The following is a 14,179-nucleotide window of genomic DNA, read 5'->3' on the forward strand; positions in this document are numbered from 1 at the left end:
GACGATGGAGGAGATTCTCGCCTCCATTCGACGGATCATCTCCGACGGCGATGAGGGCGGGGCGGCCTCGGATGCGAACGTGCCCCCGGCGGTACTGACGCCGCACGCGCTTGATGAGGATTCGGAGGAAGACCCCGCTGACGACGCGGATATTTTCGACCTGACCGATGACATGGTTGCCGAAGACCGGGCCGAAGAGCGCGAAGAACCGCAGGCGGCCTCCGAGGAAATGTCGGCTGACGATATCGAAAGGCTGATGGCGTCGGGCGACGAAATGGACGCCGACGACATCGACAAGCTGATGGCGGCCGATCCCGTCGCCGAAGCCGGTGAGCCCGGGCAGCCGGACAGCATCGAAATCGACTTCAGCGAATCGGAACCTGAACCGAAACCGGTGAGACCCGAGCCGGCCGCCGCCGCGGCGCCGCGGGCACAGAAAGACGAGACGCCGGCGCTTCTTTCGCCCCGGTCCGATGCCGCCGTGGCCTCCGCGTTCGGCCAGCTTGCCGACACCATCCTGAGCCGTGATCCGCGCACGCTGGAAGATCTTGTCGGCGATATGTTGCGGCCGATGCTCAAGGATTGGCTCGACGACAACCTGCCTGCGCTCGTCGAGAAATTGGTCCGCGAGGAGATCGAACGCGTCTCGCGCGGTCGCCGGTAGGGACGCCGATCGGTCCCCCCGGTCGGGCGGAATTGACCCTGCTCGGTTGACTTGACCCGGGCAGTCGGGTTTATCCCTCGCCGGTTTCCCAACAGCCCGCGACGGATCGTTTCAATGCTCGACAAGACGTTCACGCCTTCCGAGGTCGAATCCCGGATTTACGAATCCTGGGAGTCCGCGGGCGTATTCCGCGCCGGACGTCCCGAGCGGATTCAGGCCAAGCCGTACACGATCGTCATCCCGCCGCCGAATGTCACCGGCAGCCTGCACATGGGCCACGCGCTCAACAACACGCTGCAGGACGTCCTGATTCGGTTCGAGCGTATGCGCGGCCGCGACACCCTGTGGCAGCCGGGCATGGACCATGCCGGCATCGCCACGCAGATGGTCGTCGAGCGGCAGCTCGAGCAGAGCGGTGCCCACCGCCGCGACCTCGGCCGCGAGGAGTTTGTCCGCCGCATCTGGTCCTGGAAGGAACAGTCGGGCGGCATGATCATCAACCAGCTCAAGCGACTGGGTGCCTCCTGCGACTGGAGCCGCGAGCGCTTCACGATGGACGAGGGGCTTTCGGACGCCGTCCTGAAGGTGTTCGTCGAACTCTTTCGCGCCGGACTGATCTACAAGGACAAGCGGCTGGTCAACTGGGACCCGAAGTTCCTGACGGCCATCTCCGACCTCGAGGTCCAGCCGGTCGAGACCAAGGGCCATCTCTGGCACCTGCGCTATCCGGTCAAGAATGGGGGAGGGCGCTATGTCGTCGTCGCCACCACCCGGCCGGAAACGATGCTCGGCGATACCGCGGTCGCGGTCCATCCCGAAGACGAGCGCTACAAGGACCTGATCGGCAAGCATGTCGTCCTGCCGCTTGTCGGCCGCGAGATCCCGATCGTCGCCGACGAGCACGCCGACCCGGAGACCGGGTCCGGCGCCGTGAAGATCACTCCTGCCCACGACTTCAACGACTTCGAGGTCGGCAAGCGGCACGACCTGCCGATGATCAACGTTCTCGACGCCCATGCCCGTATCAACGAGAACGCGCCCGACAAATACGTCGGCATGGACCGGTACGAGGCGCGCGCGCTGATCGTGGAGGATCTGGAGGCGCTCGAACTTGTCGACAAGATCGAGGACCACGTCCACATGGTTCCCTACGGCGACCGCTCGAACGTCGTCATCGAGCCGTGGCTGACCGATCAGTGGTATGTCGATGCCGCGACGCTCGCCAAGCCCGCCATCGAGGCCGTCGAGCGCGGCGAAACCGTCTTCGTCCCGCGCAACTGGGAAAAGACTTATTTCGAGTGGATGCGCAACATCCAGCCCTGGTGCATCTCGCGCCAGTTGTGGTGGGGCCACCAGATCCCCGCCTGGTATGCGCCAGACGGTGAGGTCTTCGTCGCCGAGAGCGAGGAGGCCGCGCTGGCCCAGGCCCGCGAGAAGTACGGCGAGGACGTTGCGCTGGAGCGCGATCCCGACGTGCTCGACACCTGGTTTTCGTCCGCTCTGTGGCCGTTCTCCACGCTCGGCTGGCCGGACGAGACGCCGGAACTGAAGCGCTACTACAAGACCGACGTTCTGGTCACCGGCTTCGACATCATCTTCTTCTGGGTCGCCAGGATGATGATGATGGGCCTGCACTTCATGAATGAAGTGCCGTTCCACACCGTCTACATCCACGCCCTGGTCCGCGACGCAAAGGGCCAGAAGATGTCGAAGTCGAAGGGCAACGTCATCGATCCGCTCGACCTCGTTTCCAAGTACGGTGCCGACGCGCTGCGCTTCACCCTGTCGGCGATGGCCGCCCAGGGCCGCGACATCAAGCTGTCGGAACAGCGGGTCGAGGGCTATCGCAATTTCGCCACCAAGCTCTGGAATGCCGCCCGCTTCTGCGAGATGAACGGCTGCATCCGCGTCGAGGGGTTCGATCCCGCCGGCGTCGAGGATACGCTCAATCGCTGGATCGTCGGCGAGACCGAGACCGCCGCCCGTGCGGTCACCGAAGCCATCGATGCCTACAAGTTCAACGAAGCCGCCGGTGCCGCGTACCGGTTCGTTTGGAACGTCTTCTGCGACTGGTTCCTCGAGCTGGCCAAACCGGTGTTGTCGGGCGAGGACGGGCCGGCCAAGGATGAAACGCGCGCTACGACGGCCTGGGTGCTCGACCAGATCCTGAAGATCCTGCATCCCTTCATGCCCTATGTCACCGAGGAGCTGTGGACGCGCCTGGGCGAACAAGGCCCGGCGCGCGACGAGGTCGTGGCGCTGTCCGCCTGGCCGAACCTGTCCGGTCTCGTCGACGCCAAGGCCAAGGCCGATGTCGACTGGCTCATCGACCTCGTGACTGCAGTGCGCTCGGTGCGTTCGGAGATGAACGTGCCGGCGGGCGCCAGGCTGCCGCTCGTTCTTGTCGGCTCCGGTGCCGAGGTGGCGGACCGCGCGGGCCGGTACGACGAACCGCTGAAGCGGCTCGCTCGCCTGGAGGCCGTGTCGCTCGCCGACACCGCGCCCGCCGGCTCTGTCCAGACCGTGGTGGGCGAGGCGACCGTCGCGCTGCCGATCGCCGATGTCGTCGACCTCGGCGCCGAGCGCGAGCGTCTGCAGCGGGAGGTGAAGAAGCTCAGCGACGAAATCGGCAAGATCGACGCCAAGCTCGCCAACGCGAATTTCGTGTCCCGCGCCCCCGAACAGGTCGTCGAGGAGCAGCGCGAACGCCGCGCCGAAGCCGAAGATGCACGCGCTAAACTGACGCAGGCTCTGGAGCGTCTCGCCGGCGCCGCATAGGGCCCGTCGCCATCGCATCGCCGTATTCGCGGAAGAATTAGGCGGGCCGGCAATCGCCGGCATAGCTTTGCGCGCGAAACGGGGCGACGCGGGTCCGATGCTCAAGAACGAACTTGTCCGCCAGGGCAACTGGCTGTTCCGCTGGCGGTCCTATCTGCCATTGGTCATCGTCCCGGTCGCCGTGATCGCGTTCATGCAGTCCGACTGGGTCAACCGCGTGCTCGGTGACACGGTCGAGGACGTTTGGGATTACGCCTGCTTCGCGATTGCATTATCCGGCCTGGCCGTGCGTGGGCTGATCGTCGGCTTCGTACCGCGTGGAACGTCGGGGCGCACCAGCGAGCAGAAGGCCGAGGCGCTGAATACGACCGGCATGTACTCGCAGATGCGTCATCCGCTCTATTTCGCAAATTTCCTGGTGTTCCTCGGCTTCATGCTCGTGTTCAAGAGCGTGGTGTTCGTCCTGTTCGGGACGGTCGCCTATTTCCTCTACTACGAGCGCATCATGCTCGCCGAAGAGACCTTTCTGGAGGGGAAATACGGCGATCAGTACCGGCGCTGGGCGGAGAAGACCCCGGTTTTCCTGCCGCGCTGCTCCGGCTGGGTGCGGCCGGCGCTGCCGTTCTCCTTCAAGTCGGTCCTGCGCCGCGAGTATCCGGGTTTCTACCTGATCACGATCTTCTTCTTCGTCGTCGAATGGCTGGAAGCGACCATCCTCGACAAAGAGAACTTCGTTGCCTGGATCGCCGAAGAGCCGGCCTGGCTGGCGTTCCTGATTATCGGCACGCTCGCCTATGTCGGCCTTCGCGTCGCCCGCAAGCACACGACCTGGCTTGCCGTAGCCGGACGCTAGCACCTCCAGGCGCCTGTCTCCGGGCGCCTCGATAGGCGTGAAACGCCGCGCAGATTCCCGCAGCGAGCGGTTCCTCCTTGCAGTCCTTTCCGACCACGATCGGCCGGGTGAGCGGGCCCGGTGCCCGCGCGCGCGGCCCGAATGGGCGCCATGCGGCGGGATAGTGTGGACAAAACCTGGCGCTTCCCCGATTGTTGCGCACCGATCTTCGGGCGGAAGACGCAATAACAACGCGCGCGCCCGCCGGCGACCTTGCTGTATTTGGCTTTTGGCGCCGGGTACTCCATTTAGTGAACTGAAACGGACCTAGGAAACGACAATGCCCGCCTATCGCTCCCGCACCACAACGCACGGACGCAACATGGCCGGCGCGCGCGGCCTCTGGCGCGCCACCGGTATGAAGGATTCCGACTTCGGCAAGCCGATCATCGCCGTCGTCAACTCCTTCACCCAGTTCGTGCCGGGCCATGTGCACCTGAAGGATCTCGGCCAGCTGGTCGCCCGCGAGATCGAGGGCGCCGGCGGCGTCGCCAAGGAATTCAACACCATCGCCGTGGACGACGGCATCGCGATGGGTCACGACGGCATGCTCTACTCGCTGCCCTCGCGCGAGCTCATCGCGGATGCGGTCGAGTACATGGTCAACGCGCATTGCGCCGACGCCATCGTCTGCATCTCCAACTGCGACAAGATCACGCCCGGGATGCTGATGGCCGCGCTCAGGCTGAACATTCCCGCGGTCTTCGTCTCCGGCGGTCCGATGGAGGCCGGCAAGATCGTCCTGTCCGGCAAGACCCAGGCGCTCGATCTGGTCGACGCGATGGTCGCCGCCGCCGACGACACCATGAGCGACGAGGACGTGCAGGCCATCGAGCGATCGGCGTGCCCCACGTGCGGATCGTGCTCGGGTATGTTCACGGCGAATTCGATGAACTGCCTGACCGAGGCGTTGGGGTTGGCGCTGCCCGGCAACGGCTCGGTGCTTGCCACCCATGCCGACCGCAGGCGCCTGTTCGTCGAGGCCGGTCATCTGATCGTCGATCTTGCCCGCCGCTACTACGAGCAGGACGATGAAAGCGTCCTGCCGCGCAACATCGCGAATTTCGGTGCGTTCCAGAACGCGATGACGCTGGATATCGCCATGGGCGGGTCCACCAACACCGTGCTGCATCTGCTGGCCGCGGCGCACGAGGCCGATCTCGACTTCACCTTGGAAGATATCGACCGGCTGTCGCGCCACGTGCCGGTCCTGTGCAAGGTCGCGCCGGCCAAAAGCGACGTCCACATGGAGGACGTCCATCGCGCGGGCGGCATCATGGGAATCCTCGGCGAACTCGACCGAGCGGGGCTCATCGACCGGGATCTGCCCCTGGTGCATTCTCCAAGCCTGGGCGAAGCACTCCGGCAATGGGACGTTGCGCAGACGACGAGCCAGAGCGTTCGCGACTTCTATCGCTCCGCGCCCGGTGGTGTGCCGACCACGGAGGCGTTCAGCCAGAACCGGCATTGGGACGAACTCGACCTTGACCGCGCCGAGGGCGTCATTCGCGACGCCGAGCATCCCTTCTCGAAGGATGGCGGCCTGGCCGTGCTGAAGGGCAACCTCGCTGTCGACGGCTGTATCGTGAAGACGGCCGGCGTCGACGAGAGCATCCTCACGTTCTCCGGTCCCGCGCGCGTCTTTGAGAGCCAGGACGCCGCGGTGAACGCCATCCTGACCAATAAGATCAAGGAAGGCGACGTGGTGGTCATTCGCTACGAGGGACCTCGCGGCGGACCGGGCATGCAGGAAATGCTATATCCGACGAGCTATCTGAAGTCGAAGGGACTGGGGAAGGCCTGCGCGCTCGTCACCGACGGACGCTTCTCTGGCGCCACCTCCGGCCTCTCGCTCGGTCACGTCTCGCCCGAGGCCGCCAACGGCGGCACCATCGGACTCGTGCACGAGGGCGACATCATCGAGATCGATATCCCGAACCGGACCATCAATCTCGCCGTCGCCGACGACGAGCTTGCCCGCCGCCGAAAGGCGCAGGAGGCCGAAGGCTGGAAGCCGGCGGAACCCCGCAAACGCCGGGTCACGACCGCGCTCAGGGCCTATGCCGCCTTCGCGACGAGCGCGGACAAGGGCGCGGTCCGCGTCGTTCCCGAATAGGGCCCGCGTCGTCCGGTATAAAGCACCGGATATCGTCGCGCCGATCGCTGTCGATGCGACGTTGCAATTTGCCGGGGGGCGCCGCGTTGGCGTCCCTTTTTTCGTTTGGTTGTTCCCGCGCCACATCCCGCTCCGGGTTTTGTTGCAGTTTCGCAACACGGCGTGAGGGAAATACAACCTATTAACCGCAATCGGACATCCGCCGCTATTGCGCCACAAACGCCGGCGATTGAGATAAGGCCTTGTGGTCAAGGTCGTTTCGCGCGGCGTCGCGCCGCAGGCTTTATTCGCCGCCGGGGTGAGACCCGCCGAAGCGCCGGACACGGGGCCTTGCGTTGGTTTCGGACGCCATGGCACTGAGCGAGCCGCAAGAGATTTGAGATTGCCGGAAGAGGGCAGTGGAACGAGTGCCTCGACGGTGCGGTCTTCGCGCGATAACCGCAGCGACGCGCCTGAAAGGGTCGGTAGAAGTGGCAGGCTATGTGGACCGTTAAGTTCGTAGCAGCAGGAGTTGTCACCGCCGCGGTGTTTGCCGCCGCTCCGGCGCGCGCGCTGGATCCCTCGCTGCCGCTTGCCCCCGATGCCTCGCCGGTCGACGCATTCCGCATGGGCGCCGAGCTGTACAGCTCAGGCGACCGCACCTCCGCCTTCAACGCCTTTGAATTCGCCGCCTCCAAGGGCCATGCGATCGCCCAGTGGAAGCTCGGCAAGATGTACGCCGAGGGCGATGGCGTGCAGGAGGACGACTACAAGGCGTTCCAGATGTTCTCGGCGATCGCCGACGAACACGCCGACGACAATCCCTATACGCCGTCGGCACGCGTCGTCGCCGACGCTTTCGTCAATCTCGCCAACTACTACAAGACGGGCATCGCCAATGCCGGCATCAAGCCCGATGTCGGCCGCGCCGTTGACCTGTTTACCCACGCGGCGACCTATTTCGGCGACGCCGACGCCCAGTACAATCTGGCCAGGATCTATCTCGACGGCGAGGGCGGTGTCGGCTCCGATCCGGTTCGCGCCGTACGCTGGCTGAGCCTTGCGGCCCGCAAGAACCATGTCGCCGCCCAGGCGGCCCTCGGCGAGGTGCTGATTTACGGCAACGGCGTCCGTCCGCTGCCGGAGAAGGGCTATATGTGGATCGTCGTCGCCCGCGAGAATGCGACGCCGAAGAACCGTGACTGGGTTCTCGCGGTCGACCACAGGGTCAGCGCGGTTCTGACTGACGATCAGAAGGCCGTAGGCTCCGCGCTCGCCCAGTCCTGGATCGACAAGACCAGGAACTGACGCTCCCGATCGGTGCGGGCGACCAGTGCCGGGCCGAACCGCCGGACAAGCGGGATCGGCCGGTGCCGACTGCGGCGTCAGTCCGCGAGCTCGACCCAGACGGGCACGTGATCGGACGGCTTCTCCCAAGCCCTGACATCCTTGTCGATCCCGACGCGGGCAAGCCGGTCGGTCGCCTGTGCCGACAGCAGCAGATGATCGATACGGATGCCGTTGTTCTTCTGCCAGGCGCCGCCCTGATAGTCCCAGAACGTGTAGATATCTTCGCCTGGGTAGCCGGTGCGCACCGCGTCGGTGAGGCCGAGGGCTTCGAGTTCGCGGAGCTTTGCGCGGCTTTCCGGCTGAAAGAGCGCGTCGTCTTTCCATCTTTCGGGAAATTTGGCGTCCATCGGCATCGGAATCACGTTGTAGTCACCGGCGAGCACAAGCGGCTCCTCGAGTGCCAGAAGCTTTCCTGCGTGGGCGATCAGCCGGTCCATCCAGGCGAGCTTGTAGGGGAACTTGTCGGAGTCCACCGGATTGCCGTTCGGTAGATAGATCGAAGCGACGCGGACGACGCCGGTATCGGTGGAGACGGCAGCCTCGATGTAGCGGGCCTGCGTGTCGTCCTTGTCGCCTGGCAGGCCGACGGTCACATCCTCCAGCGGGCGCTTGGACAGGATCGCGACGCCGTTGAAGCCCTTCTGGCCGTGGATGGCCAGGTTGTAGCCGGAACCCTCCAGCGCGTCGGCGGGAAAGGCGGCTTCCTCGGACTTCAGTTCCTGCAGGCACACCACGTCGGGACTGGCCTGGTCGAGCCAGGTTCTCAGGTTCTCGATCCGGGCCCGGACGCCGTTGATGTTCCAGGTGGCGATCTTCATGCGCTTCCCCACTTGCCGGTCACGTCTCCACGCGTCAGGCAGGGCCCCGCGTGCCAGTCACCGATATGCATACGCGCAGGACGTCCCGGGCGAAACCGCCTGCGAAATCCGTCCACCGTGTGTTTTTAAATGGAGAAGGATGTACCACAGCCGCAGGCGGCCGTGGCGTGCGGGTTTCTGACCTGGAAGGAGGCGCCGATCAGATCGTCGACGAAATCGATCTCGGAACCGGACATGTACATCAGCGACACCGAATCGATGAACACCTGTACACCGTTCTTCTCGATGACCACGTCATCCTCGCCGCGATCGGTTTCGAGCTCGAATCCGTACTGGAAGCCGGAACAGCCGCCGCCGGAAACGCTGACGCGCAGGGCGGATTTCTCCGGATCCTTGGCGAGGATCTGGGCGATCCGGCGCGCGGCGCGGTCTGTTACGGTTACGGTATTGTCTTGCGTGTCCAGCATGTATCGCTCTCCAGACGGACCCCGGAGGGGCTCCGCGTGTGGTCTTAAGGTATGAAGCAGCCGACGACTGTCAATCCACCCACCGAATTGCTGGCACCTTACGCCTGCGATCCGGCGCACAGCCGCGGACGGCTGCACGCCGAGCCGGTGAGCCCGACGCGCACCGAATTCCAGCGTGACCGCGACCGCATCATCCATTCGACGGCGTTCCGCCGGCTCCAGTACAAGACCCAGGTCTTCATCTATCACGAGGGCGATCACTACCGGACGCGCCTGACCCACACGCTCGAGGTCTCGCAACTCGCCCGAGCGCTGGCGCGCAGCCTTCGCGTCGACGAGGACCTCGCCGAGGCCGTCGCGCTCGCCCACGACCTGGGCCATCCGCCGTTCGGCCACGCCGGCGAGCGGGCGCTGGATCGGGCGATGGCACCCTTCGGCGGGTTCGACCACAACGCGCAGAGCCTGCGCGCGGTGACGCAACTGGAGCGTCGCTATGCCGAATTCGACGGCCTGAACCTCAGCTGGGAGGCCGTCGAGGGGATCGTCAAGCACAACGGCCCGCTGATCGACGCCGGCGGCAACGCGATCGGTGCCTACGCCAAATCCGGCGTGCCCGAGCCGATCCTCGACTACAACACGGAGCAGGAGCTCGGCCTGCACCTCCATGCCGGCATCGAGGCGCAGGCCGCCGCGCTCGCCGACGATATCGCCTACAACAGCCACGACACCGACGACGGCCTGCGCGCCGGCCTGTTCGAGATCGCGGAGGTGGAGGAGGCGGTGCCGTTCCTCCGGCAGATCGTCGCCGAGGTGCGCGGGCGATATCCGGGCCTTGAGCGCAACCGGCTGATCCACGAGACCACGCGCCGTGTGATCACCCGGCTCGTCGAAGACGCGTTGACGGAATCGATGCGCCGGGTCGCGTCGCGCGACCCGCGGTCGCCCGAGGCCGTGCGCGCCGCCGGCCACCAGCTCGTCGCGTTCAGCGAAGACATGACGGCTTCTCTGCGCGACCTGCGCGCCTTCCTGTTCACGCGAATGTACCGTCACAGTCGGGTAAATCGGGTGATGGGCGAGGCGGAGCGGGCGGTCGAGCGGATTTTCGCCGAGCTTCTTGCCCGTCCCGATCGCCTGCCGGCGGAGTGGGCGCATGCCTGCGAGGCGACCGATCGGACGCATCGCGCCCGCATCGTTGCCGACTATATCGCCGGCATGACCGACCGTTTCGCCCTGATCGAACACCGGCGCCTGTTTGACGAGGCGCCGGAATTGCGCTAGGCGGCGCGCGCCGTTCGGAAATCCGGCGGGCAATCTGGGAAAGCTCTGAAGTATGGATGTATTCGGCGATTTCACGGGCCGGGTCGTCGGCGCCGTCGAGGCCCTGACGGCCGAAGGCGTATTGCCGGCCGGCATCGACACCTCGCGGGTGGTGGTCGAGCCACCGCGCGATCCGAGCCACGGCGACCTGGCGACGAACGCGGCGATGGTGCTGGCCAGGGACGCCAAGGCGAAGCCGCGCGATATCGCCGAAAAGCTGGCCGAACGTCTGCGCGCGTCCGGAGACGTGGTGTCGGTCGATGTCGCCGGCCCCGGCTTCGTCAACCTGACGCTGAGCGACGATTACTGGCGCGCGGGCCTTGATGCGCTGGTCCGGGCCGGCGGCGACTACGGTCGCAGCGGCATCGGCAAGGGCGAGGCGGTCAACGTCGAGTTCGTCTCGGCCAATCCGACCGGCCCGATGCATGTCGGCCATTGCCGTGGCGCCGTCTTCGGCGACGCGCTCGCCGGGCTGCTGCAGTTCGCCGGCTTCGACGTCTCCCGCGAATACTACATCAATGACGCCGGCTCGCAGATCGACACGCTCGCCCGCTCCGCCTTCCTGCGCTATCGCGAGGCGCTGGGCGAAGACGTCGGCGCGATCCCCGAAGGGCTCTATCCCGGCGACTACCTGGTTCCGGTCGGCAAGGCGCTGTCCGACGAGTACGGCAGGGGGCTGCTGGAGAAACCGGAAGCGGAATGGCTGCCGATCATCCGCGATTTCGCCATCGACGCGATGATGGTGATGATCCGCGACGATCTCGCCGCCCTCGGCATCGTCCATGACGTTTTCTATTCCGAGCGATCCCTGTCGAAGCCGGTCGACAAGATCGCCGAGACGATCGCCGATCTGCGCGGCCGCGGGCTCGTCTACCAGGGACGGCTGCCGCCGCCCAAGGGGCAGTTGCCGGACGACTGGGAGGATCGGGAGCAGACCCTGTTCCGGTCCACCGATTTCGGCGACGACGTCGATCGCGCACTGATGAAATCGGATGGCAGCTACACCTATTTCGCGTCCGACATTGCCTATCACCGCGACAAGTACGAGCGCGGCTTCCTGGCCATGATCAACGTGCTCGGCGCCGATCATGGCGGCTACGTCAAGCGGCTGCAGGCCGCGGTCAAGGCTGTCAGCGACAACAAGGCATCGCTCGACGTGAAGCTCTGCCAGCTCGTCAAGCTGTTCCGCGGCGGCCAGCCGGTGAAGATGTCGAAGCGGGCAGGGGAATTCGTGACCCTGCGCGATGTGGTCGACGAGGTCGGCCGCGACGTCGTTCGCTTCATCATGCTGACGCGAAAGAACGATGCGCCGCTCGATTTCGATTTCGAGAAGGTGCAGGAGCAGTCGAAGGACAACCCGGTCTTCTACGTGCAGTACGCGCACGCCCGGGCGCATTCGGTGTTCCGCAACGCTGCCGAGGTCTATCCCGACATCGCGTTTCCGATGGAAACCCCTGGTCCAGAGGGGCTTTTGGCGCTCTCCGATCCGTTCGAACTGGCACTGATCAGGACGCTCGCCACGTTCCCGCGCGTCGTCGAAACGGCGGCGCTCGCCCATGAGCCGCACCGCATCGCATTCTACCTGTACGACCTTGCCAGCGCGTTTCATGGTTTATGGAATCGAGGCAAGGACTTGCCACAATTACGCTTTATTAACGCAGAAGACAGAGCTTCAACCATGGCTCGACTGACACTGGTGCAAGCCGTCGCGTTGGTGATTTCGTCCGGATTGGGCATGCTCGGCGTCGAGCCGCTCGAAGAAATGCGTTGAAACACGCTGCCCGTCCGACAAGGATGATTAACCGACCCATTCGCGACAACAATGCGAGATAGGGCGACGAATGTCGGATACGCGCTACCCGAAGCGTTCCGTACCTGGGGAATACGACGAACTGGCGGATACGCCGTCGCGCAGCAGTGACCTGCCAGCGGACGATCCGCTAGCGGAGCTTGCACGCCTTATCGACGAGGATCCGTTCGCCGATTTCAACCGGCGCAGACGGGAGCCGTCCGTGTCGCCGGAAACCGACCGGCAGGCCTACGGGACGCACCGGGTCGAAGCCGAATCGCAGGCCGAAGTCGAATCCGACGATCCGGGCGAAGCCTATGACGCCGGATACGTGCAGCCGATCGAGCCTGGACCGGCTGCTGGCGACGATATTGCGGACGCGACGGATTATGATCGCGAGTCCACGGAACGCCTCTATGCCGATCTCGCCGCCGCGAGCCAACGGGTAGAGCCGACGTTCGGCGGGGATTATCGCCAGCACGATACTTATGACGAACCGGTGCCGCAGGATCAGGCCTGGCCGGCAGACGAATACGAATCGCCTTCGCAGGCGCCCCAATCCGCCCAGCCGCCCTATCCGCAGGGCCATACCATTCATCGCGCGCCCGCTGAGCAACCCGACCCCTATCAGGCAGCGCCGGACTATTCCGATCAGGAGCAGTACGCGGCCGCGCCGGAGCTGCGTCCGGCCAACTACGAGGACGACGTCTACACGGAATCCGAGCCCGTTTATGACGAGTCCGGACATATCCCGCCCTATGAAGGCGAAGTCCCGGTCGAGCCGGAGGGGCGCCGAAAAGGAACGATGATCGTTGCCGGCCTTCTCGGTCTGATCGTCCTCGGCGGCGCGTCGGCGCTGCTTTATCGCGGCATTTTCGGAGACGGCGACAGCGGGCCGCCGCCGGTCATTCGGGCCGACAGCGCTCCGTCGAAGCTGGAGCCGGAAAAGACCGGTGCCGACGAGGCCCCGCAACAGGGCAAGCTCGTATACGACCGAGTCGGCGGCAATGCCGGGAACGACGAGGCCAGGCTCGTTTCGCGTGAGGAGCCGGTAGCCGACGTTGGTGGTCGCCAGGTTCGTGTCATCGATCCGAACCAGGGGCAGGCACAGGCGCAGGGCGCCGGTTTGCGCGGCACCACGCCGACCAGCGATTCGCCGGCCGATAGCGCCGCGGGCGAGGAACTGCCCAAGCGCGTCCGCACCGTCGTCGTCAAGCCGGACGGCACGATCGTCGGCGAGATAGAGGCACCGAAGCCGGCCGAGCCGCTGCAGCCCGCGCCGCTTCCCGGCACGCCGCAGCCCGCCGCGCCCGAGCAGGCCGCGGTCACGGAAACCCAGCAGACCACGACATCCGGTGTGCCTATTCCCGAACCGAAGCCCGCCGAGCTGGCGAGCGCGCAGCCGGCCGCCGTTCAGGCGGCACCTGCGCCCGCGGCACCGGCACCAGCTCCGGCACCCTCGGCAACTCGGAACCCGCCCGGCGCCAGTTTCGTGCCGCCGGCGGCCCCGGCGCCGGCGCAGCCGCAGTCCGGTCAACCGCTTCAGCTCAACCCGAATGTTGCCGCCACCCTTCCGACAACGCGGAACAACGCCGCCCCTGCGGCCGCGCCGGCACAAAGGACCACGACGGCCGCGGCACCGAGCCACCCGGCCGAAGCACAAACGACGACATTCCCGCCGGGATCCTATGTCGTTCAGGTCGCGGCCAGCCGCAGCGAGCAGGACGCACGCGGGACGGCGACGTCGATCAGTCAGCGCTACAGTGGCCAGCTTGCCGGTTATTCACCGGCGGTGGAACGCGCCGACCTCGGCGATCGCGGAATCTATTATCGTGTCGGCGTCGGTCCGATGAGAAGCCAGGGCGATGCTAACGCTCTGTGTTCAAAGCTGAAATCCGCCGGATTGGACTGCTTCGTGCGTCGCAATTGAGGGGTGGCCGGTTCGCCGGCCCTCCCGATCCGGAAACGATCCGGTTGACCGGGCCTCTGGCGGGGGCTAATCCGCCGCT

The 14,179-nt window shown here is 65.6% G+C and carries 10 protein-coding genes; 8 read left to right on the plus strand and 2 right to left on the minus strand.

The genetic code is table 11. The features are described 5' to 3' along the window. Positions 1–301: 301 nt before the first annotated feature. The 5 genes from ACSF9G_RS10945 (at position 302) to ACSF9G_RS10965 (ending at position 7,737) form a co-directional block, all read left to right on the plus strand. Positions 302–664 carry a PopZ family protein gene (locus ACSF9G_RS10945; protein ID WP_436642122.1) on the plus strand — a complete coding sequence of 121 codons (363 nt, stop codon included), beginning with the start codon at positions 302–304 and terminating at the stop codon, positions 662–664. Positions 665–778: 114 nt separating this feature from the next. Then, on the plus strand, positions 779–3,442 hold the full coding sequence (locus tag ACSF9G_RS10950) for a valine--tRNA ligase (RefSeq protein WP_436641421.1): 2,664 nt from the start codon (positions 779–781) through the stop codon (positions 3,440–3,442). Positions 3,443–3,539: 97 nt separating this feature from the next. Then, complete coding sequence (locus tag ACSF9G_RS10955; RefSeq protein WP_436641424.1) at positions 3,540–4,295, plus strand: methyltransferase family protein; 756 nt, start codon at positions 3,540–3,542, stop codon at positions 4,293–4,295. Between the two features lie 319 nt (positions 4,296–4,614). After that, on the plus strand, positions 4,615–6,450 hold the full coding sequence (gene ilvD, locus ACSF9G_RS10960) for a dihydroxy-acid dehydratase (protein WP_436641426.1): 1,836 nt from the start codon (positions 4,615–4,617) through the stop codon (positions 6,448–6,450). Positions 6,451–6,930: 480 nt separating this feature from the next. Beyond that, positions 6,931–7,737, plus strand: a complete 807-nt coding sequence (locus ACSF9G_RS10965; protein ID WP_436641428.1) for a tetratricopeptide repeat protein — start codon at positions 6,931–6,933, stop codon at positions 7,735–7,737. Between the two features lie 77 nt (positions 7,738–7,814). On the opposite strand, the gene xth is transcribed toward ACSF9G_RS10965, so the two are convergent. Together xth and erpA are read right to left on the minus strand one after the other, a co-directional pair. Continuing rightward, entirely contained in the window at positions 7,815–8,597 is a 783-nt protein-coding gene (gene xth, locus ACSF9G_RS10970; protein ID WP_436641430.1) for an exodeoxyribonuclease III, read from the minus strand. A 125-nt stretch (positions 8,598–8,722) separates the two neighbouring features. Beyond that, positions 8,723–9,064 carry an iron-sulfur cluster insertion protein ErpA gene (gene erpA / locus ACSF9G_RS10975; RefSeq protein ID WP_436641432.1) on the minus strand — a complete coding sequence of 114 codons (342 nt, stop codon included), beginning with the start codon at positions 9,062–9,064 and terminating at the stop codon, positions 8,723–8,725. A gap of 51 nt (positions 9,065–9,115) precedes the next feature. Here erpA and ACSF9G_RS10980 point away from each other — a divergent pair, with 51 nt between their 5' ends. The 3 genes from ACSF9G_RS10980 (at position 9,116) to ACSF9G_RS10990 (ending at position 14,100) form a co-directional block, all read left to right on the plus strand. Beyond that, positions 9,116–10,342, plus strand: a complete 1,227-nt coding sequence (locus ACSF9G_RS10980) for a deoxyguanosinetriphosphate triphosphohydrolase (RefSeq protein ID WP_436641434.1) — start codon at positions 9,116–9,118, stop codon at positions 10,340–10,342. Positions 10,343–10,394: 52 nt separating this feature from the next. Next, positions 10,395–12,152 carry an arginine--tRNA ligase gene (gene argS / locus ACSF9G_RS10985; protein ID WP_436641436.1) on the plus strand — a complete coding sequence of 586 codons (1,758 nt, stop codon included), beginning with the start codon at positions 10,395–10,397 and terminating at the stop codon, positions 12,150–12,152. A gap of 70 nt (positions 12,153–12,222) precedes the next feature. Further along, positions 12,223–14,100, plus strand: coding sequence for an SPOR domain-containing protein (locus tag ACSF9G_RS10990; protein ID WP_436641438.1), 1,878 nt, complete (start codon positions 12,223–12,225; stop codon positions 14,098–14,100). Positions 14,101–14,179 lie beyond the last annotated feature (79 nt).

The sequence above is a fragment of the Microbaculum mangrovi genome, assembly GCF_051390635.1.
Taxonomy (GTDB): domain Bacteria; phylum Pseudomonadota; class Alphaproteobacteria; order Rhizobiales; family Tepidamorphaceae; genus Microbaculum.

What these genes read in the sequence shown, in the direction of transcription:
- ilvD (WP_436641426.1), top strand. Translation starts at nt 4,615, where the DNA reads ATGCCCGCCTATCGCTCCCGCACCACAACGCACGGACGCAACATGGCC.
- argS (WP_436641436.1), top strand. Translation starts at nt 10,395, where the DNA reads ATGGATGTATTCGGCGATTTCACGGGCCGGGTCGTCGGCGCCGTCGAG.
- erpA (WP_436641432.1), bottom strand. Translation starts at nt 9,064, where the DNA reads ATGCTGGACACGCAAGACAATACCGTAACCGTAACAGACCGCGCCGCG.
- ACSF9G_RS10965 (WP_436641428.1), top strand. Translation starts at nt 6,931, where the DNA reads ATGTGGACCGTTAAGTTCGTAGCAGCAGGAGTTGTCACCGCCGCGGTG.
- ACSF9G_RS10945 (WP_436642122.1), top strand. Translation starts at nt 302, where the DNA reads ATGGCGGCCGATCCCGTCGCCGAAGCCGGTGAGCCCGGGCAGCCGGAC.
- ACSF9G_RS10950 (WP_436641421.1), top strand. Translation starts at nt 779, where the DNA reads ATGCTCGACAAGACGTTCACGCCTTCCGAGGTCGAATCCCGGATTTAC.
- xth (WP_436641430.1), bottom strand. Translation starts at nt 8,597, where the DNA reads ATGAAGATCGCCACCTGGAACATCAACGGCGTCCGGGCCCGGATCGAG.
- ACSF9G_RS10955 (WP_436641424.1), top strand. Translation starts at nt 3,540, where the DNA reads ATGCTCAAGAACGAACTTGTCCGCCAGGGCAACTGGCTGTTCCGCTGG.
- ACSF9G_RS10990 (WP_436641438.1), top strand. Translation starts at nt 12,223, where the DNA reads ATGTCGGATACGCGCTACCCGAAGCGTTCCGTACCTGGGGAATACGAC.
- ACSF9G_RS10980 (WP_436641434.1), top strand. Translation starts at nt 9,116, where the DNA reads ATGAAGCAGCCGACGACTGTCAATCCACCCACCGAATTGCTGGCACCT.